17 protein-coding genes are annotated in these 19,981 nt (G+C 61.5%); 13 read left to right on the top strand and 4 right to left on the bottom strand.

From position 1 onward, the window contains the following. The first annotated feature begins 362 nt into the window (after positions 1 to 362). The 5 genes from nrdH to nrdF all read left to right on the top strand — a co-directional run bounded on the left by nrdH (position 363) and on the right by nrdF (position 5,111). The gene (gene nrdH / locus H2510_RS02930) at positions 363 to 596 is read left to right on the top strand and encodes a glutaredoxin-like protein NrdH (protein ID WP_084346927.1); all 234 of its coding nucleotides are present in this window, start codon (positions 363 to 365) and stop codon (positions 594 to 596) included. A gap of 74 nt (positions 597 to 670) precedes the next feature. Then, on the top strand, positions 671 to 1,099 hold the full coding sequence (nrdI, locus tag H2510_RS02925) for a class Ib ribonucleoside-diphosphate reductase assembly flavoprotein NrdI (RefSeq protein WP_186627143.1): 429 nt from the start codon (positions 671 to 673) through the stop codon (positions 1,097 to 1,099). Positions 1,100 to 1,152: 53 nt separating this feature from the next. Continuing rightward, positions 1,153 to 3,318: a class 1b ribonucleoside-diphosphate reductase subunit alpha gene (gene nrdE / locus H2510_RS02920; protein WP_186626834.1), complete on the top strand. Its 2,166-nt coding sequence runs from the start codon at positions 1,153 to 1,155 to the stop codon at positions 3,316 to 3,318. 34 nt (positions 3,319 to 3,352) lie between these two features. Beyond that, positions 3,353 to 4,111 (top strand): NUMOD3 domain-containing DNA-binding protein, encoded by a 759-nt coding sequence (locus H2510_RS02915; protein WP_186626833.1) that lies wholly within the window; start codon positions 3,353 to 3,355, stop codon positions 4,109 to 4,111. A gap of 25 nt (positions 4,112 to 4,136) precedes the next feature. Beyond that, entirely contained in the window at positions 4,137 to 5,111 is a 975-nt protein-coding gene (gene nrdF, locus H2510_RS02910; RefSeq protein ID WP_186626832.1) for a class 1b ribonucleoside-diphosphate reductase subunit beta, read from the top strand. A 64-nt stretch (positions 5,112 to 5,175) separates the two neighbouring features. Here the strand turns inward: nrdF and H2510_RS02905 are convergent, their stop codons facing one another. Together H2510_RS02905 and H2510_RS02900 are read right to left on the bottom strand one after the other, a co-directional pair. Continuing rightward, positions 5,176 to 5,649: an NUDIX domain-containing protein gene (locus H2510_RS02905; protein WP_186626831.1), complete on the bottom strand. Its 474-nt coding sequence runs from the start codon at positions 5,647 to 5,649 to the stop codon at positions 5,176 to 5,178. A 1-nt stretch (position 5,650) separates the two neighbouring features. Further along, positions 5,651 to 6,706 (bottom strand): iron-siderophore ABC transporter substrate-binding protein, encoded by a 1,056-nt coding sequence (locus H2510_RS02900; RefSeq protein WP_315901188.1) that lies wholly within the window; start codon positions 6,704 to 6,706, stop codon positions 5,651 to 5,653. Between the two features lie 268 nt (positions 6,707 to 6,974). On the opposite strand from H2510_RS02900, the gene ctaD reads away from it, so the two are divergent. The 3 genes from ctaD (at position 6,975) to H2510_RS02885 (ending at position 10,891) form a co-directional block, all read left to right on the top strand. Beyond that, positions 6,975 to 8,765, top strand: a complete 1,791-nt coding sequence (ctaD, locus tag H2510_RS02895) for a cytochrome c oxidase subunit I (protein WP_186626830.1) — start codon at positions 6,975 to 6,977, stop codon at positions 8,763 to 8,765. Between the two features lie 126 nt (positions 8,766 to 8,891). Further along, complete coding sequence (gene serB, locus H2510_RS02890; protein ID WP_084348921.1) at positions 8,892 to 10,118, top strand: phosphoserine phosphatase SerB; 1,227 nt, start codon at positions 8,892 to 8,894, stop codon at positions 10,116 to 10,118. Next, the gene (locus H2510_RS02885; protein WP_315901187.1) at positions 10,115 to 10,891 is read left to right on the top strand and encodes a peptidyl-tRNA hydrolase; all 777 of its coding nucleotides are present in this window, start codon (positions 10,115 to 10,117) and stop codon (positions 10,889 to 10,891) included. Before serB ends, H2510_RS02885 begins: the two co-directional genes overlap by 4 nt. A 669-nt stretch (positions 10,892 to 11,560) precedes the next feature. Here H2510_RS02885 and glgX read toward each other — a convergent pair. Beyond that, positions 11,561 to 13,699: a glycogen debranching protein GlgX gene (gene glgX, locus H2510_RS02875; RefSeq protein ID WP_186626829.1), complete on the bottom strand. Its 2,139-nt coding sequence runs from the start codon at positions 13,697 to 13,699 to the stop codon at positions 11,561 to 11,563. 51 nt (positions 13,700 to 13,750) lie between these two features. On the opposite strand from glgX, the gene H2510_RS02870 reads away from it, so the two are divergent. From H2510_RS02870 to H2510_RS02850, 5 genes are read left to right on the top strand one after another with little or no spacing between them, the layout of a single operon-like run. Further along, the gene (locus H2510_RS02870; protein WP_186626828.1) at positions 13,751 to 14,572 is read left to right on the top strand and encodes an ABC transporter ATP-binding protein; all 822 of its coding nucleotides are present in this window, start codon (positions 13,751 to 13,753) and stop codon (positions 14,570 to 14,572) included. Positions 14,573 to 14,607: 35 nt separating this feature from the next. Then, a complete protein-coding gene (locus H2510_RS02865; protein ID WP_186626827.1) occupies positions 14,608 to 15,429 on the top strand; it encodes an NUDIX hydrolase in 822 nt (273 codons plus the stop codon). A 60-nt stretch (positions 15,430 to 15,489) separates the two neighbouring features. Next, the gene (locus H2510_RS02860) at positions 15,490 to 16,269 is read left to right on the top strand and encodes an enoyl-CoA hydratase/isomerase family protein (RefSeq protein ID WP_186626826.1); all 780 of its coding nucleotides are present in this window, start codon (positions 15,490 to 15,492) and stop codon (positions 16,267 to 16,269) included. Positions 16,270 to 16,324: 55 nt separating this feature from the next. Then, positions 16,325 to 17,371 (top strand): class I SAM-dependent methyltransferase, encoded by a 1,047-nt coding sequence (locus H2510_RS02855; RefSeq protein WP_261392673.1) that lies wholly within the window; start codon positions 16,325 to 16,327, stop codon positions 17,369 to 17,371. 25 nt (positions 17,372 to 17,396) lie between these two features. Then, positions 17,397 to 18,584, top strand: a complete 1,188-nt coding sequence (locus H2510_RS02850; RefSeq protein ID WP_186626825.1) for a THUMP-like domain-containing protein — start codon at positions 17,397 to 17,399, stop codon at positions 18,582 to 18,584. On the opposite strand, the gene H2510_RS02845 is transcribed toward H2510_RS02850, so the two are convergent. After that, positions 18,568 to 19,878 carry a PQQ-binding-like beta-propeller repeat protein gene (locus H2510_RS02845; RefSeq protein WP_315901186.1) on the bottom strand — a complete coding sequence of 437 codons (1,311 nt, stop codon included), beginning with the start codon at positions 19,876 to 19,878 and terminating at the stop codon, positions 18,568 to 18,570. The genes H2510_RS02850 and H2510_RS02845 overlap by 17 nt on opposite strands. Between the last annotated feature and the right edge of the window lie 103 nt (positions 19,879 to 19,981).

Genomic DNA, 19,981 nt, shown 5'->3' with positions numbered 1-19,981 from the left:
TTTCTGGCTGCGAGGCGTACGCGCACCGCAACAATGTGTGATGCACGACACGCCGAGTCGACCTCGACTTTTGGTCCATCTCGAGAGCGTGACCAGCGAATGTCATGCATGTTGTTCGCAACATCTCGTGTTCTAGCTATAAGTCGGACACTAGGTGTAGTGTCTGAACAACCGAGAGGCCACAACGCTCCCCGCCGAGAAAACCGGTACGGAGCCCGTGAAATCCCGCTCGGAACTGCTCGAATCCGGGTTCATATCCGGAATCGACACACAGTCGAAAAAGAAGCTCGAAAAGCTATTCCGCAGTGCATTACGAGCATCTCGGTGAACTCCGCGATGCTGGACAGTGAGAAGGGAACCCCATGAGCGTCACCGTCTACACCAAGCCCGCTTGCGTTCAGTGCAATGCCACCTACCGCGCCCTCGACAAGGAGGGTATCGAGTACTCGATCATCGATATTTCACAGGACACCGAGGCCCGTGACTACATCATGGCGCTCGGCTACCTGCAGGCGCCGGTCGTCGTTGCCGGCGACACTCATTGGTCGGGATTTCGCCCCGATCGCATCAAGTCGCTCACCGCAAGCGTTGCTTGAACAGAATACGGAGATGAGCAGGTGTGACGTTCACCGGTCTCGATTCGGCTCGACTTCCTGCCTCGACGCACCCACTGGTGTACTTCTCCAGTGCGTCGCAGAACACGCATAGATTCGTCACCAAGTTGGATCTTCCGTCGAGTCGGATACCGATTCACCGGCCGGAAGAATTTCGGGTGGATCAGCCGTACGTTCTGATCGTCCCGACCTACGGCGGTGGCACCACATTTGCCGGCCGTGACACCAATTACGTTCCCAAGCAAGTCATCAAGTTTCTCAATGACAAGCACAACCGGTCCTTGATCAGGGCAGTCATCGCAGCTGGTAACACCAACTTCGGTGATTCGTTCTGTTTTGCGGGCGATGTCATTTCACAGAAGTGCGCTGTTCCTTACCTTTATCGCTTCGAACTGATGGGGACCCCCGAAGACGTAGTTCGTGTTCGGGACGGTCTCGGCGATTTCTGGGAGCGGGAGTCGCGACGAGCGGCGCACACCTACTGACATCAGTACGAGTTCAGCAGTACAAGACGCACGAAGAAAGTGGAGCACCCGCCGTGGCACCGACAATCACCGATACAGCACCCGCCCAGACAACCGTCCGCGCGGATGGTGATCTCGACTATCACGCGCTGAACGCGATGCTGAATCTGTATGGCCCCAATGGGGAGATTCAGTTCGAGAAGGACCGCGAAGCGGCCAATCAGTACTTCCTGCAGCACGTCAACCAGAACACCGTGTTCTTTCACGACCTGGATGAGAAGCTGGACTACTTGGTCGAGGAAAACTATTACGAGGCAGAGGTTCTCGATCAGTACTCCCGTGAGTTCGTCAAGTTCCTCATCAACCACGCCTACTCGAAGAAGTTCCGCTTCCCGACGTTCCTGGGTGCATTCAAGTACTACACCTCGTACACGCTGAAGACGTTCGACGGCAAGCGCTACCTGGAGCGGTTCGAAGATCGCGTCTGCATGGTTGCCCTGACTCTCGGTGCAGGTGACGAAGCCCTTGCCACCGATCTGGTCGACGAAATCATCGCCGGCCGTTTCCAGCCCGCGACTCCCACCTTTCTCAACTCCGGTAAGAAGCAGCGCGGTGAGCCGGTTTCGTGCTTCCTGCTGCGTATCGAAGACAACATGGAATCGATCGGTCGATCGATCAACTCCGCACTGCAGCTCTCCAAGCGCGGCGGTGGAGTTGCGTTGTTGCTCAGTAATATTCGTGAAGCCGGCGCGCCGATCAAGCGAATCGAAAATCAGTCCTCGGGTGTCATTCCGATCATGAAGCTGCTCGAGGACTCCTTCTCCTACGCGAACCAGCTCGGTGCGCGTCAGGGTGCAGGCGCTGTGTATTTGCATGCGCACCATCCCGATGTCTACAAGTTCCTCGATACCAAGCGTGAGAACGCGGACGAGAAGATTCGCATCAAGACGCTCTCACTCGGAATCGTCATCCCGGACATCACGTTCGAGTTGGCGAAGAAGAACGAAGACATGTATCTCTTCTCGCCGTACGACGTCGAGCGGATCTACGGAGTGCCGTTCGCGGACATCAACGTCAGCGAGACGTACTACGAGATGGTCGACGACAAGCGGATCCGCAAGACGAAGATCAAGGCACGCGAGTTCTTCCAGACACTCGCCGAGCTGCAGTTCGAATCCGGATACCCGTACATCATGTTCGAGGACACCGTGAATCGGGCCAACCCGGTGAAGGGCAAGATCACTCACTCGAACCTGTGCTCGGAAATCCTCCAGGTCTCGACTCCGTCGACGTTCAACGATGATCTGTCGTACAGCCACGTCGGCAAAGATATTTCCTGCAACCTCGGCTCGCTGAACATCGCCAAGACGATGGATTCGCCCGATTTCGGCAAAACCATCGCAGTGGCAATCCGCGGGCTCACGGCCGTGTCCGATCAGACCCACATCTTCTCGGTTCCGTCGATCGAGCAGGGGAACAACGACTCTCACGCTATCGGCCTCGGCCAGATGAACCTGCACGGATACCTGGCGCGCGAGCGGATTCACTACGGATCCACCGAGGGCATCGACTTCACGAACATCTACTTCTACACCGTGGTATTCCATGCCATCCAGGCGTCGAACCAACTCTCGATCGCGCGCGGTGAATACTTCAAGGGTTTCCCGGACTCCAAATACGCATCGGGTGAATTCTTCGACAAGTACACCGACGAGGTCTGGGAGCCTGCCACGTCCCGCGTCGCCGCATTGTTCGCCGACGCCGGTGTGCACATTCCGACGCAGGCCGACTGGTCCGCGCTGAAGGCGTCGGTGCAAGAACACGGCATCTACAACCAGAACCTGCAGGCAGTACCGCCGACGGGGTCGATCTCCTACATCAACAACTCGACCTCTTCGATCCACCCGGTTGCGGCGAAGATCGAGATCCGCAAGGAAGGCAAGATCGGTCGGGTCTACTACCCAGCGCCGTACCTGAACAACGACAACCTGGAGTTCTACCAGGACGCGTACGAGATCGGGTACGAGAAAATCATCGACACCTACGCTGCGGCAACGCAACACGTCGATCAGGGGTTGTCTTTGACGCTGTTCTTCAAGGACACGGCCTCGACCCGTGACATCAACAAGGCGCAGATCTACGCATGGCGCAAGGGAATCAAGACCCTGTACTACATCCGACTTCGTCAGATGGCGTTGGAAGGCACCGAAGTGGAGAACTGCGTTTCCTGCATGTTGTGATGTGTGGCGGCTGAATAATGACACTGGAGCAAATATGGCCCTGGCTGCAGGTGGCGTGATCTACGGGGTTCGACTGCGGTCGGCTTACGATTACCGCTACATCGGCCTCACCACCAAATCTGCGTCCGTTCGCCTGCGCCAGCACCTCAAGGTTGCTGGCTCGGGTCGTAAGACGCCGTTCTATGACTGGCTGCGCAAGCAGGCCAGTGTAGAGGTGATTGCGGACGAGTTGCACTGGGTCGAGGGGCTCGAGGACCTCGGTCGGGCCGAGTTCGATTGGATCGCCTATCTAAGGCGTGATGGTCAGCCGCTGCTCAACCTCTCGCAAGGAGGGCTCGGGCCCACCGGAGTCTTGTGGACGGCTGAGATGCGGGAGGCTGCCCGGATCCGGTCTACAGGACGACCGGGTACCAGTCGGTTCGCGGAGGACAACCCCTTCTACGGACGCAAGCATTCCGAAGATCAGCGCGAACGATGGTCTCTGGAGCGAAAGGGAACCAACGCCGGGGCCGAGAATCCGAACTTTGGAATGTTCGGTGAGGACCACCCCAGCTATGGTCGGTCGATGTCCGAGGTATTGCGCGTCGGGCTATCCGAACAGCGGCGAGGCGCGGGCAACCCGAACTTCGGTCGAAAAGCGAGTGCGGCGACGCGATCAAAAATGTCCGAGGCGCAGAAGGGGCGGCCAAAGCCTTCGAGTAGACGAAACGCGCATACTCGACATCACACGAACAAGAACGTCGTCAAAGATTCCTGTCGGTACTTGCATCGAGGATGCGGCCAGAACCAATGACGAGTGAAAGAAAGCGAAAGCTGCTATGAGCGAGAAGATCAAACTCATCGACCGTGTCTCGGCCATCAACTGGAATCGTGTCCAGGATGACAAGGACTCGGAGGTGTGGGAGCGCCTGACCAGTAATTTCTGGCTGCCAGAGAAGGTGCCGGTCTCGAACGACATCCCTTCGTGGGAGACGTTGAATGCAGTCGAGAAGCAGTTGACGATGCGGGTGTTCACCGGACTCACCCTGCTGGACACGATCCAAGGGACAGTCGGAGCGGTCAGCCTCATTCCCGACGCGATCACCCCGCACGAAGAGGCTGTCTACACCAACATCGCGTTCATGGAGTCGGTACATGCGAAGAGCTACAGCTCCATCTTCTCCACACTGAGTTCCACGCGCGATATCGACGACGCGTTCCGGTGGTCCGAGGAGAACGTCAACCTGCAGCGTAAAGCCGAGATCGTCCTGAAGTTCTATCACGGCGACGATCCACTCAAGCGGAAGGTCGCGTCGACCCTGCTCGAGTCTTTCCTGTTCTACTCGGGCTTCTACCTGCCGATGTACTGGTCTTCGCGAGCCAAGCTCACCAACACCGCCGACCTGATCCGGTTGATCATCCGTGACGAAGCTGTGCACGGTTATTACATCGGATACAAGTATCAGCGGGGTCTGGAGAAGGTCACCGAAGCCGAGCGCGAAGAGCTCAAGAACTACACGTTCGAGCTGCTGTTCGAGCTGTACGACAACGAGGTCGAGTACACCCAGGATCTCTACGACGAGATCGGGCTCACCGAGGACGTCAAGAAATTCCTGCGATACAACGCGAACAAGGCACTGAACAACCTGGGATACGAAGGGCTGTTCCCGAAGGACGAAACCGACGTGAACCCAGCCATCTTGTCGGCGCTATCACCCAACGCCGATGAGAATCACGACTTCTTCTCGGGCTCGGGCTCGTCTTACGTCATCGGTAAGGCAGTCAACACCGAAGACGACGACTGGGACTTCTGACCTAGGGACGGTGTGGTGTGTTCGACGACCGGCCGGTGGCCGAACACACCCGATACCGGGTGGATCAGGTACGAAACCAGGCCTCGACCGAGTCGTCGAGTGCTTTGTCGATGCGCAAACGTGAAGTCTCCGAGAGGGTTTCCGGTAAAGCGTCGGGCGCGAACCATTCCACTGCCAAATTTTCGTCGTCGGCGACATGCGCGTCGCCTCCAGTGCGGCGGGCCAGGAACGTGAGATCGAGGTACTGCGCCTGGTCGCCGTTCGGGTAAGTGATCGGCCCGGTGACATCGACGCTCGTCAACCGAATCAGTTCCGCATCGAGCCCGGTCTCCTCGGTGATCTCACGTAGTGCCGCGGGTCCGGGCTCCTCGCCGGGCTCGAGAATTCCCGACACCACTGCCCAGAGACCGTTGTCCCGTCGCCTTGTGAGGAGTATCCGGTCGTTTTCGTCCAGGACAACTGCACTGACGCCGGAAAGCCAGAGCGGGGCCGTACCCACTCGTCGCCGGAGTGAGAGGACGAACTCGGGTACCGGCACCTCAGGAAGCGTATGCGTTGAGGGAGTTCCGCACGTCCGCAAGAATCGCCCGCGCCGCGACGATGCCGCTTCCTGACCACACTGTGTCGTCGACGGCGAACACACGGCCGTCCTTCACCGATCCGAGCTCGAGCCACGGATCACTGCGCAGGACTTCGGTTCCGAACGATTCACCCTCGTCACCGTCGAAGCGCACGTAGACGATGTCGCCTTCGGCCGCGAGCAGATCGTCGGGGGCGACGGTGACTTCACCATCGCGTTGCGCAGGTGGGCGCTGAACGCCGATCTCGGCGAGTACCTGCCCGGCGAACGACGTCGTGGAATCGGTGACCATGGAATCGGGAAGGAAACGCACGACGGAGGCTTGGGTCTGTGCGGCATCGATGTCGCGGCCGGCCTGCTGAGCGTCGGCACTGAATCGAGCGAGTTCGTCGAATCCGGTTCGACCACGTCCGAGGGCGGCAGCCGATTGCAGGAACGTCCCCTTCCAGCCATCATCGGAGCTCGTGAAGACGGTGGGTGCGATATCGCTGAGCGCCGCGTAAGTATCCCGGCCCAGTGAATCGGACCCGATGATGAGGTCGGGGGCGAGAGTGGCGACGGCGTCGATGTCCGGAGCGCCGAGAGTTCCGACGCTCGGAACTCTCGCTATTCCAGGACCTAGATACAGCTCTTGGTCACCGTCTCCACGGAAGTCGGGGTCGAGCGTCGCCGCGCCGACGACTCGTTCCCAGACGCCTACCGCGCAGGTGGCATCGAGCGAAGCTGCGTCGAGCACAACGATGCGCATGGGGTCGGCTGGAACGTTGCTTATTCCTTCGCTGTGCCCGACCGGTCGTACCGATCCTTCTATGCCGGTCGGATCGAGCGGTGCAGCCTCGGGGCACAGACCGGCAGTCTTGCGGTCGTTGCCGACAACACCCGCTCCGGCGATATTGGTCGTGCTCCGGACAATGGTCGACGCGTCGTCCGAGGACGACGGGGGAGTGGAGCACCCGGCCGTGAACAGGGCGACGCCGATAGCCAGAATCAGCCCGGCGCGCGAAGTCGAAGTCACGGTCGACAGGCCTGAGGTAGTGGACAACTCGTGCGTTTCCTAACGGGAGTGGGATGCGCTCACACCATATCGGTCCGCAGCCATGGGCCCCTTCACATGGTGGTGTGAGCGTCGATTGGTTTCGTTGTTCGGAGGTTCGTACAATCGAATACGACACACGGTAGGACCGGTTCGGCGCTGCTCTGTGGGACGGTCTACGATTCGTGGAGCGCAAGACACCAGGACGTCGCCTCGTGGTTCGAGGTACGACGCGCATTCAGGAGGATCAGTGACTGCCCTAGCGCCTAGGCCCACTCCCGCTGTGGAAGCGGTGAGGCCTTTTCCGCCGCGGATGGGACCCAAGGGTTCATTCGTTCACAAGGCGGTGACGACGACAGATCCCAAGGTGTTGGGGATCATGTACATCGTGACATCGATTGCGTTTTTCCTTGTCGGTGGCTTGATGGCGTTGCTTATGCGCGCCGAGCTGGCGGTACCGGGGATGCAGTTCCTGTCGAACGAGCAGTACAACCAGCTGTTCACCATGCACGGCACGATCATGCTGTTGCTGTACGCGACACCAGTCGTGTTCGGCTTCGCCAACTACATTCTGCCGCTGCAGATCGGTGCGCCGGACGTGGCGTTCCCGCGGTTGAATGCTTTCTCGTATTGGCTATACCTGTTCGGTGCGTTGGTCGCCTCGGCAGGATTCATCACCCCCGGTGGTGCTGCTGACTTCGGTTGGACCGCGTACACCCCGCTTTCGAGTGCATTGCATTCGCCGGGTGTCGGTGCGGACCTGTGGATCATGGGTCTCGCGATCGCCGGTCTCGGCACCATTCTCGGTGCTGTGAACATGATCACGACGGTCATCTGCTTGCGAGCACCAGGTATGACGATGTTCCGGATGCCCATTTTCACGTGGAACATCCTGGTCACCAGCATCCTGATTCTTCTTGCTTTCCCGCTGTTGACGGCGGCACTGTTGGGATTGGCGGCAGATCGACATCTCGGTGCGCATCTGTTCGACCCGGCGACCGGTGGAGTGTTGTTGTGGCAGCACTTGTTCTGGTTCTTCGGCCACCCCGAGGTGTACATCATCGCGTTGCCGTTCTTCGGAATCGTGTCCGAGGTGTTCCCGGTCTTCTCGCGTAAGCCGATGTTCGGATACACCACTTTGATCTACGCAACGATTGCCATCGCTGCTCTCTCGATCGCGGTATGGGCCCACCATATGTACGCCACAGGTGCGGTGCTGTTGCCGTTCTTCTCGTTCATGACGTTCTTGATCGCGGTGCCCACCGGTGTGAAGATCTTCAACTGGGTCGGCACGATGTGGCGGGGCCAAGTGACACTGGAAACCCCGATGCTCTTCGCTATCGGCTTCTTGATCACCTTCCTCTTCGGCGGCCTCTCCGGAGTGCTGCTCGCCAGCCCGCCGATCGACTTCCACGTCACCGACACCTATTTCGTAGTGGCGCACTTCCACTACGTGGTCTTCGGCACTGTGGTGTTCGCAACGTTCTCGGGCATCTACTTCTGGTTCCCGAAGATGACCGGCCGAATGATGGACGAGACGCTGGGCAAGTGGCACTTCTGGCTCACGTTCCTCGGCTTCCACGGCACCTTCCTGGTCCAGCACTGGCTCGGTAACGAGGGCATGCCGCGTCGCTACGCCGACTACCTGGCCTCCGATGGATTCACCACGCTGAACATCATCTCCACCATCGGTGCGTTCGTACTCGGCGCTTCGACACTGCCGTTCGTGTGGAACGTCTTCAAGTCCTATCGCTACGGCGAGGTGGTCACTGTGGACGATCCTTGGGGCTACGGCAACTCGCTCGAGTGGGCCACATCGTGCCCACCGCCGCGGCACAACTTCACGGAACTTCCGCGAATCCGTTCCGAGCGTCCGGCATTCGAACTCCACTACCCGCACATGGTGGATCGCTTGCGGGCCGAGGCTCATGTCGGCCCGGGCAATCACGGTGGACATACCACCGAGGTTCTCGAGCAGGCGCGCCGAGCTCCTCTCGCTACGAGCGATCACGAGCACTCAGGCGACACGGATCCCAAGTAAGTACCCGATCGATCTGAAGAGCCCCTCCCGGTATCCGGGTGGGGCTCTTCGCTTGCAACAATCATCGGGCAGACCAATCAAACTTTCGGCTCCTCTGCAGAGCGGGGTCGTGTGAAGGGAGAATCGGTGGCGTCATCGGACACCGCTGTACTCGTGACGGTGACAGGCCCGGACAAGCCGGGTGTCACCTCGGTTCTGTTCGCTGCGCTCTCACGGCACGACGTCAGCCTCCTCGACGTCGAGCAGGTCGTCATCCGTGGACGGCTCACGCTGGGCGTGTTGCTGACCTGCCCGAACGACCCCGAGGACCTGCAGGAAGAACTCGAAGAAGCCATGTCGACGGTGGGTGTGCACGTCGATGTCGAGATCGACGCGGACCCTGTCGGCAAGCACTCGTTGGCTACCCACGTGGTGGTCGTTCTAGGTCGCCCCGTCACAGCCCGCGCGTTCAGCACAATTTCGCGTGAACTGGCACGCCAGGGCGCCAACATCGACTCGATCCGTGGCATCGCCGACTACCCGGTCACGGGACTGGAACTTCAGGTGACGGCGACCGACACGACTCCCGACGCAGACCGCCGGCTTCGGACCGGTCTGTCCGAGATCGCTGCCGGAGTCGGATGCGACGTTGCGGTGGAGCGCAGCGGTATTTCTCGGCGGTCCAAACGCCTCATCGTCTTCGACGTCGACTCCACCCTCGTCCAGGGGGAGGTCATCGAAATGCTGGCGGCGAAGGCCGGCCGTGAAGAGGAGGTCCGCGCCGTCACCGAGGCAGCAATGCGTGGCGAGATCGACTTCGCGGAGTCCCTCACTCAGCGGGTGGAGGCCCTGGCAGGCCTGGATGCCTCGGTCATCGAGGAGGTAGGTGACGCGCTCGAGTTGACGCCGGGCGCTCGCACCACCATCCGCACCCTGCGCCGACTCGGATATCACTGTGGCGTGGTCTCGGGCGGATTCCGTCAGGTCATCGACGGTCTCGCACATGAACTCGAACTAGATTTCGTCAAAGCCAATACGCTCGAGATAATCGATGGGAAGTTGACCGGTCGGGTGATCGGCGAGGTCATCGACCGGGCCGCGAAGGCGACAGCATTGCGCGATTTTGCCGCGCAGTGCGGTGTTCCGATGGAGCAAACGGTAGCTGTCGGTGACGGCGCGAACGACATCGACATGCTCACTGCGGCTGGGTTGGGTGTGGCGTTCAATGCCAAGCCTGCGCTGCGCGAGATTGCCGATACCGCGATCTCGCACCCGTATCTCGATGCGGTGCTCTTCATGCTCGGTGTGACGCGTGGAGAAATCGAGGCTGCGGACGCCATCGACGGTGGCGTGCGGCGCGTCCCGATCCCGTGACCGAACCCGTGACCGAACCGTTGGACGAGCCGGTCCCACCGCGAAGTACCTTCGCCGAGCGTCACGCTGTGCTGGCCCTCGGATATGGGGGCAGGGAGGACCCGCCCGACCCGGCGGATGTTCTCGCGATGCCGATCGTGCTTCATATTTCCAAAGCGGACCCACCGATGCGCAGCGATCTGTTGGCAGCGGCGGCGATCGCAACGGTGCGGATTTGCCTCGATGAACGCGCCGGTCCCGGCGGCGAGTGGGACGAGCATTTTCGCGCCTGGACTTCGGCACGCATCAGAAAGGTGGCTCGTCGCGCCCGCGGCGCCCAATGGGAAGCCGCTCTCACAGTCGACGGTGTCACGGCCGAAGTCGGCGCAGCCCAGGCCCGCGCGCTGGTCCCCGGACGGGTCGGCGATCTCGACTCCCGAATCAAGAAGTTGCAGATCGGCGGGACCGATCTCGAGCACGACGATCCGGGGCCGCCTCGGCCCGCTGTGCCGGTGTTGTGGATCGACCGGTCGTTGGACATGACGGTCGGAAAGGCTGCTGCACAGGTTGCGCATGCGTCGATGTTGTTGGCGGCAGCGATGAGTGTCGAGCAAGCTCAGGCGTGGGCAGGGCAGGGTTTCGAGTGTTCGGTCCGCGATGCCGATCCAGCGCAATGGGCGATTGTTCGCGCGCTCGTCGATGGAGATGGCGCAGGCGCGGTGGCCGTGCGCGATGCCGGCTTCACCGAAGTAGCCCCCGGTTCGATGACTGTCATCGCACTCGCCTCACCCTGACATCGGTAGAGGGTCCACTGGCTCGCGACTGGATGTTTGTGCCGCTACCAGTCTGGCGGACACTCGATGGATGTCTTGGATCGTCTCTGTGCTCGCTCGTGCTCGCCTGATCCACCTCGGGCCACGACTCGTAGCGCTCTACGTGGGTTTGTGTCTGTACGGATTCTCGATGGCGCTGATGATCACTGCGGGGCTCGGGCTCGATCCGTGGGATGTACTGCACCAGGGCCTGAGCCTGCACGTTCCACTGAGTTTCGGAGCGATCACCGCAGCGACCGGAGTAGCTGTGTTGCTCGCCTGGATTCCGTTGCGACAGAAGCCAGGACTGGGAACCGTCAGCAATGTCGTGGTGATCGCGGTAGCAGTCGACCTGTCGATTCGATGGCTCCCGACTTTCGACGCGATTGCCGTCCGAGCGGCCATGATGGCGACCGGCATCGTCGTCAATGCGTTCGCGACGGCCCTGTACATCGGCGCAGGAATGGGTCCCGGTCCACGGGACGGCCTGATGACCGGACTTGTCGCACGAACGGGGCTCTCGGTTCGCCTCGTTCGGACGTGTATCGAGCTGATTGTCGTCGCAACCGGTTGGATGCTCGGAGGAACCGTGGGTATCGGAACCGTGCTGTACGCCTTGGGGATCGGGCCACTCGTTCAACTGTTCATGCACTACCTGCCGTCGCTGCGCAGTACGAGGACCGTCGAACCAGTAAGGGAGATAGCCGATCCGGCGGGCAACGACGTCGTGTCGGCGGGAACCCCGGTGGCGGTGGACGAGTCGAAGACGGGAACGAATCTGCTTGCGGCCCAGGAAGGACAGGCCAGTTCGATGTCGGTCGGTCCACCCGAATGCACGATCAACAACGAACTTGCATCCAGGACGGGCTGCCCGTCGGGATCGTAGGACCGAACATCTGCGCCGTCCACCCATGCTTGCAACGTGCGTACCGAGTCGTCGTTCCACGAGTGCGAGGTCAGTTCGGCGCCATCGGCACCGAACCAGACCAGATCCGGCCTGCCCGATGGAGTGTCACGGCCTGTGAAGAATTCCTGTTGGCGCAGCGATGGAGCGCTGCGCCGGATTCGGAGGAGTCTGGCGACGAAAGCGATCAGGTCCTCGTCGACGTCGGACCAGTCGAGTGCCCACGATTGTGCAGCGGGTGCATCGGCGGGAACGCAGTAGGCATTGTTGTTGCCGAACTGGGTGTGGCCGAGCTCGTCACCTGCGAGGAGCATCGGAGTGCCGGTCGAGAGCATTAGCGTGGCGAGGAGTGCGCGGACATGACGGCCGCGTTCGGCCAGGATGACCGGGTCGTCGGTGGGACCCTCCGTTCCGTGATCGACGGAGTAGTTGTTGTCGGTCCCGTCGCGATTGTCTTCGCCGTTCGCCTCGTTGTGTTTGGTTGCGTACGACACGAGATCGGCGATGGTGAAGCCGTCGTGTGCGGTCACGAAATTGATCGATGCCCAAGGCTTGCGCGAAGCCCCGCCGTAAATGTCTTCCGAACCTGCCATGCGGGAGGCGAGCTCGCGAACACCGGTGTGGCCGGCCCAGAACCGACGCACAGTGTCGCGGTAACGATCGTTCCATTCGGTCCACAGACTTCCGAAACTGCCGACTTGGTACCCCGCACCGGTCGCGTCCCACGGCTCGGCGATCAGCTTCGTACGCGACAGAACCGGATCGGTCGTTATTGCAGTCAGTAGCGGAGCGCGGGGATCGAATCGCCAGCCTCCTGGCCGGCCGAGGGTGCTGGCAAGGTCGAATCTGAATCCGTCGACACCCATCTCGGTAGCCCAGTATCGAAGGCTGTCGCACACCATCCGAACCACCGCAGGTGACGCCGAGTCGAGTGTGTTGCCGCACCCGGTGAGGTCGACGTCGTAACCGCGCCCGTCCAACAAGTAGTAGCCGGGGGCATCGAGCCCACGCCAGCTGATCGAGGGCCCGTCGACCCCGGACTCGCAAGTGTGGTTGTAGACGACGTCGAGAACGACCTCGATTCCGACAGAATGAAGTGCTCGCACCATCGCCCTGAACTCGTCGATCTCGGCTCCCGGTACCGCTGCGAAACGGGGGTCGGGTGCGAAGTAGGCGCCGGTCGAGTAGCCCCAATGATTGCGCTTGCCGCGGGCGCGCACACCTGGTTCGGTGAGCATCGCCTGAACCGGGAGCAATTCGATGGTGGTCACACCGAGGCGGGTCAGATGTTCGAGCACTGCCGGTGCGGTCAGTCCGAGATACGTTCCGCGGTGTGCGGGGGGAACGGCAGGGTTCCTCGCTGTGTAGGAACCGACGTGCATCTCGTAGATCACTGTCCGATCCCAGGGGACGTCCGGAGCAGAACCGGTGTCGACAGTGGATCGGCCGGTCACGACGGAAAGTGGGATCGAGCCCAGTGAATCGATGGTGCTGGGGTGTCCGAACGGATCCTCGTCGTAGGGAAGTAGGGCTTGAGCTGAACCGAGGCTTCCGGTGATCTTGCGGGCGGCGGGATCGATCAGGATCTTGTGCTCATTGAATCGGCGACCGGTGGAGGGATCCCAGCGTCCGTGCACCCGGTATCCGTACCTCTGTCCCGGTCCGACGTCCGGAACGATGCCATGCCAGATCCCGTAGGTGCGGCTGCGTAGCTCGACCCTTCGTTCGGCACCGTCCGCATCGATCAGACATACCTCGATGCCGTCAGATTCGGGGGAGTGGACCGCAAATTGCGTACCACCGGCGTGGACGGTTGCGCCGAGGGGGAGCGGCGATCCTGGCGGCGGAGTCTCTTCGCGCCAGGCGAGATGAAGGTTGGACGACACGCCTGCAGATCCTGCCGTGAAAGCCCGACGAATGTGGGACAAGATAGACACGTGTCTGAACCGGATCCCGATTTGCTCATCGATTTCAACAACGTTCTCGTCAAGCGGGGCGGGGTAACACTCGTCGGTCCCGTCACCTGGCAGGTAGAACTCGACGAACGCTGGGTCGTACTCGGGCCCAACGGGGCCGGCAAGACCTCGCTGCTGCGCATTGCAGCCGCCGAAGTTCACCCGACCTCGGGAACGGCTCACGTTCTCGGTGAAGTGATGGGCAAGGTCGATGTCGCCGAACTGAAAACTCGAATCGGCCTTTCGTCGTCCGCGTTGGCACACCGCATACCCCCGGACGAGATCGTGAGCGATCTCGTGGTCTCCGCCGGCTACAGCGTGCTCGGCCGCTGGCGTGAGCGTTACGACGAGATGGACACCGAGCGGGCAGTGGAGATGTTGGAAAGCCTCGGTGCCGAGCATCTGGCCGATCGCACTTACGGAACGCTGTCCGAGGGCGAACGCAAGCGGGTGCTGATCGCGCGAGCGCTGATGACCGATCCGGAACTGCTGCTACTCGACGAGCCTGCTGCTGGGCTCGATCTGGGCGGCCGTGAAGAACTCGTCGCGCGGTTGGCTGACCTGGCTGCAGATCCGGACGCTCCGGCAACCGTCCTCATCACCCACCATGTCGAGGAAATACCACCTGGCTTCTCTCACGCACTGCTGCTCAAGGAAGGTGGGGTCGTTGCTCAGGGACTTCTCGAGGACGTCATCACCGCGGAGAATCTGACCGAAGCTTTCAGCCAGTCGATTGCGCTCGATCGTGTCGACGGTCGATTCTTCGCTCGCCGAACCCGTGCGCCCGGTCAGCATCGCCGCTGAACGCAGCAGGTTCGGTGCCGGGTAGGTTCTCGAACATGACATCAACTGGTGTGTCGGTGCCCGAACATGTCCCTGTCCGCGACGCGTCGACCGTCATCTTGGTTCGAGATGGTGCGCTCGGTATCGAGGTGTTCCTGCTCGAACGCGTCGGTGGAATGGCGTTCGCCGGCGGCATGACCGTCTTTCCGGGTGGTGGCGTCGACTTGTCCGACGCGGACGCCGATGTGGCGTGGTCCGGCCCCAGGCCGGTGTGGTGGGCGGACAGGTTCGGTGTCGACGAGCGCAAAGCGACGGCGCTCGTGTGCGCCGCAGCTCGCGAAACGTTCGAAGAATGCGGAGTTCTTCTCGCAGGCCCCACGCCGGACTCGACCGTCGCCGATACCAGTTGTTTCGCAGAGGATCGAGGCAAGTTGGAGCGGCGGGAGCAGACCTTCGGCCAGTTCCTCACCCGAAACGGGCTCGTTCTACGGGCCGATCTGCTGCGGCCGTGGTCGAACTGGATCACTCCGGTCGGAGAGAAGCGTCGTTACGACACGAGATTCTTCGTTGCAGTGCTTCCGGACGGCCAGGAGGCAGACGGAGCGACCAGTGAAGCGGCATCGGTTGGATGGCGTTCGTCGACGGAGGCATTGGCGGACTGGCGACGCGGAGAGACGATCTTGTTGCCTCCGACGTGGAGCCAGCTGTCAGCACTCGAAGGTTTCGACTCGATCGCCGATATTCTCGACGCTTCGCCCGATATTTCGCCGATCCAACCCGATTTGCATCGGGTCGACGGAAAGATTCGGGTCGATTTCCCAGGCCAGGACGGGTACTACGCGGACAGTGCGCATCCGTGGTCGGATAGAAAACTCTAGGTCGGTCGTGGGGCCTACCCCTGAATTCGCAGACCGCGAGCACAGGTAGCGTGTGTTCCCATGGCAGAGTTCGTAACTTTAGAGGTCGAAGACGGTATCGGAACCATTCGGTTGGCTCGTCCACCCATGAATGCGTTGAATCGGCAGGTCCAGGAGGAGCTGCGGGCAGCAGCCCGCGCGGCGACCGTCGATTCTTCGGTCAAGGCGGTAATTGTGTACGGCGGCGAGAAGGTCTTCGCGGCCGGTGCGGACATCAAGGAGATGGCAACGCTCACCTTCGGTCAGATGAGCGACATCGCCGGTGATCTGCAGTCGGCGATCGGGTCCTTGGCCGACATTCCCAAACCTGTCGTCGCCGCGGTCACCGGATATGCACTCGGTGGCGGACTCGAAGTAGCGCTGAGCGCGGATCGTCGAGTCATCGGAGACAACGTCAAACTGGGTGTGCCGGAAGTGTTGCTCGGCGTCATCCCCGGCGGCGGTGGCACACAGCGTCTCGCCCGCCTGATCGGGCCGAGCAAGGCCAAGGATCTTGTGTTCACGGGCCGTTTCGTCGGTGCGGAGGAAGCACTGCGTATCGGTCTGGTCGACGAGGTCGTGGCCCCGGACGAGGTGTACAACGCCGCGCGAAAGTGGGCTTCTCAATTCGTCGGAGGCGCGTCCAGGGCTTTGGCAGCTGCCAAAGCGTCGATCGATCAGGGGCTCGACGTCGACTTGAACACTGGCCTGAAGATCGAGGCCGGCCAGTTCGCATCCCTCTTCGCCACGGCCGATCGCACCATCGGGATGGAATCCTTCATCGCGAACGGACCTGGCAAAGCCGAGTTCACCGGCGAGTGAAAAGATACAAGAAACTAGAACTTGTTCATTTCCTACCGGATAGTAGGCTGCCCTCATGACTGCAAGCCCCCACGACGGCAAAGACTCGTCGACCGGCAGCGCTGACACCAGCCTGCGAGCTGTCCCCGACGCTTCGAGCGACCCGACGCCCAACCCGCATGCCACCGCCGAGCAGGTGGAGGCGGCACGGTCCGATACCAAGCTCGCCCAGGTGCTCTACCACGACTGGGAAGCCGAAACGTACGACGACAAATGGTCGATCTCGTACGACGAGCGTTGCATCGACTACGCGCGCGGCCGATTCGATCAGGCTGTCAGTGGGCAAGCCGGCGCACAGGAGGCACTGCCGTACGGACGAGCACTCGAACTCGGATGTGGCACCGGCTTCTTCCTGCTCAACCTCATGCAGGCCGGTGTTGCCGAGAAGGGCTCGGTCACGGACCTGTCTCCCGGGATGGTCAAGGTCGCGTTGCGCAACGCAGGCCACCTGAATCTAGACGTCGATGGTCGGGTCGCCGATGCCGAGACGATTCCGTACGAAGACAACACCTTCGATCTGGTCGTAGGCCATGCGGTGCTGCACCACATCCCCGACGTCGAGCAGTCGCTTCGTGAGGTGCTGCGGGTGCTCAAGCCGGGTGGACGTTTCGTGTTCGCCGGCGAACCCACAACCGTCGGCAACTTTTACGCCCGCTGGCTCGGCCGGCTGACGTGGGAGGCGACCACTCGCACAACCAAGCTGCCTTTCCTGAGCAGTTGGCGCAAGCCGCAGGAGGAGCTCGACGAGTCGTCCCGCGCAGCGGCGCTCGAGGCAATTGTCGATCTGCATACATTCGATCCCACGGATCTGGAGAATATTGCGGTGTCGGCAGGGGCCGTCGAGGTCCAGGCTCGGACCGAAGAATTTGCAGCTGCTCTGCTCGGTTGGCCGGTCCGCACTTTCGAGGCCGCCGTGCCCGCCGACAAGCTCGGATGGAATTGGGCCAAGTTCGCGTTCGGTAGCTGGAAGACGCTGAGCTGGCTCGATGAGAAGGTGCTCACGCACGTCGTCCCGCGTGGATACTTCTACAACGTGATGATTACCGGAGTGAAGTCGAACTGATACAGCGTTCACCCCGGTACTGCACATGGCTTATCTTTTCGGCGACGCCGACATCGACTATCTCGTCAGCGATGTCGGCGTCGCTGCGCTGGCAGATGTCGACCGCTATGCGTTGACGCCGAAGTCGATGTTGGCCGATATCGGGGCGATCCGGTCGGCGCACTCCGATCATTTCGCAGCTCTCGTCGAAACGGTCACGCTTCGTCGTCGAGCTCGAGTGAAGCTGACCGATGCAGAACGATGGCTGTTGACCGACGACGCCGTTCAGCAGGCGACACCGTCACTTGTCGCCGATCGTAGGGCCGGCCGGTTGGCAGGTAGAGCAGTGCACGATGTGACGTGTTCCATCGGCACCGAATTGGCCTCCTTGACCGGTGCCGGCAACGAAACTGTGATCGGCAGCGATCTGGATCCGACGCGGCTGCGGATGGCCGCGCACAACGTGCCTGGCGCGGCTCTGCTGCGCGCGGACGCTTTGACGCCGACCACGAGGGGGACGGTGATCCTTGCCGATCCAGGACGCCGCAGCGGTGGGAGACGAACACTCGATCCCGCGGCACTCGAACCTCCGCTCCCGGCGCTTCTCGACGCGTATGCCGGGCGCGATCTGGTCGTCAAATGTGCACCCGGCTTGGATTTCGACCGACTCGACTTCGCCGGTGAGATCGAGCTGACATCACTGGATTCCGGGGTCCGGGAGGCTTGTCTGTGGTCGCCCGGTCTCACGCTGTCTGGCGTACGCAGACGTGCATCGGTTCTCTCCTCGACGGGAGCGTCCTACGAGATCACCGACGCAGACGCCGATGACATCGAGGTCAAAGATCCAGGGGCGTGGATCGTCGACCCCGACGGCGCGGTCGTCCGCGCCGGTTTGGTTCGGAATTATGCGGCCAGACACGGACTGTGGCAACTCGATCCCCGGATTGCATACCTCACCGGAGATTCGGTGCCGGACGGCGTCAACGGATTTCGCATTCTGGAGCGAATCAAGTACTCGGAGAAGACGTTGCGCCAAGCTCTGACTGCTCACGATTGTGGAGTGGTCGAGATTCTCGTGCGCGGCGTGGACGTCGACCCGGCCCTGCTGCGTCCCAAACTCAAGCTGCGAGGTGAGAACGCCTTGTCGGTGATCATCACCCGAATCGAGCGTGCGGGGGTCGCGTTCATCTGCGAAGCACGCCGACCGGGCGCGCCGGTCAGGACGCGTAGGTGAAAATCTCGCCGAGGTAGGTAGAGGTGACGACCTGACCGTCCGGTCCGATCGAGGTACCTACGGTGAAACCTGTTGCGTCCGGGATGATCTGCTCGGAATTGGTAGTCCCGGATTGGGCATCGAGGTTGGTGAGTGCCAATTCTTCGCCGCGGCGGACTACCGTCTGCACGGTACCGTCCGCGCTCTGAACTGGAATTCCGGCTTGCTGCAGGTCATTTCGCGACCACACGAGAGTGGCGTGGTCTCCGTCGTCCTGTAAGGCTTGCATGCCACTGTCTCCGCCCGTCGGAACTATCAAGCCGGTGGAGGAGACCGACGGCGATCCCGAAGCACCGAAGGCTGCACCCTGCGTCCACTTCACGGTGCCGTCCGAGGCGTTGTAGGCGCCGACTCGGCCGTCGACGTCGGCGATGTACACGGTGGAGCCGTCCTGCGACAGGACAGGGCTCGAGGTCACCCCTGCGGGGAGCAGTTCCGAAGACCACTGCTCGGTCAGAGCCGGGGTTGCGTCAGCGTCGTATTGGAGTGAGACCAGCTGTGGCGCAATGGCACCGGGTCGCCACAGGACGAGGTAGATCGAGGACGATTCGAGGTCTACCGCAGGGGCGGCACCGACGGGGCAGGACGCCGATCCGGTTGCGCAGTCGGCAAGTCCGGAGTCGGGTGCGAGGAAGTTCGTGTTGGGGGATTCGAGGAAGTCCGGGGTGTCGATCAAGTCGTGAATGGGGACGGTCAACTGTCCCGTCTGCGTGTTCAGAACGTTGACCTGACCCAGTTGTGTCACCGCGAGCACGCTTCCGTCACCGAGGAATTGAGCGGTGCGCGGGACGCCGTAGACGGGTGTGCGCCAGCGCAACTGACCGTGATCGTTGAAGGAGGAGAACGCACCGTCTTCGCCGACGTACACGTTCGCTGCCGAGTCCACGAGCGGGGTGGACACGGCGACGGAAGGTGCTAGTCGGTTGCACCAGCGCTTGCGACCGGAATCGATATCGAACGAGAAGAGGTTGCACCCGGCGTCGGTGTATGTCGAGACGAACATCTGTCCGCTCGCGGCAATGGATACCGGCGACACTACGGCGCCACCGAGCGGACGCGACCACGCGAAAGACACCGCGGACAAGTCGGTGTGATCTGTGGTGTTGCTGTTTCGTGCATCGCCGTGTGCGACGGGCCAACTCCCCGGCGCGAACGCGTCGATGGTTCCGGTACCGCTCGAGCACGCACCGACGGTCAAGATGCCGACAATCGCAAGGGTCGCGATCGACACGCGGTCCGCTCTGCCGCCAAGCACCTGGTGATCTCCTTCGTGTCCGGTCTCTGCTCATGATCTTCGTGGGAGGGGCCGGGGGAGGCGCCGCACTCGTCGGGACAGAGACTATCGCGGCCGAGGTGTC

The sequence above is a fragment of the Rhodococcus sp. BP22 genome, from assembly GCF_014281965.1.
GTDB lineage: Bacteria > Actinomycetota > Actinomycetes > Mycobacteriales > Mycobacteriaceae > Rhodococcoides.
The sequence above is the reverse complement of the archived record's forward strand: the minus strand, read 5'-3'. Positions and strand labels throughout refer to the sequence as shown.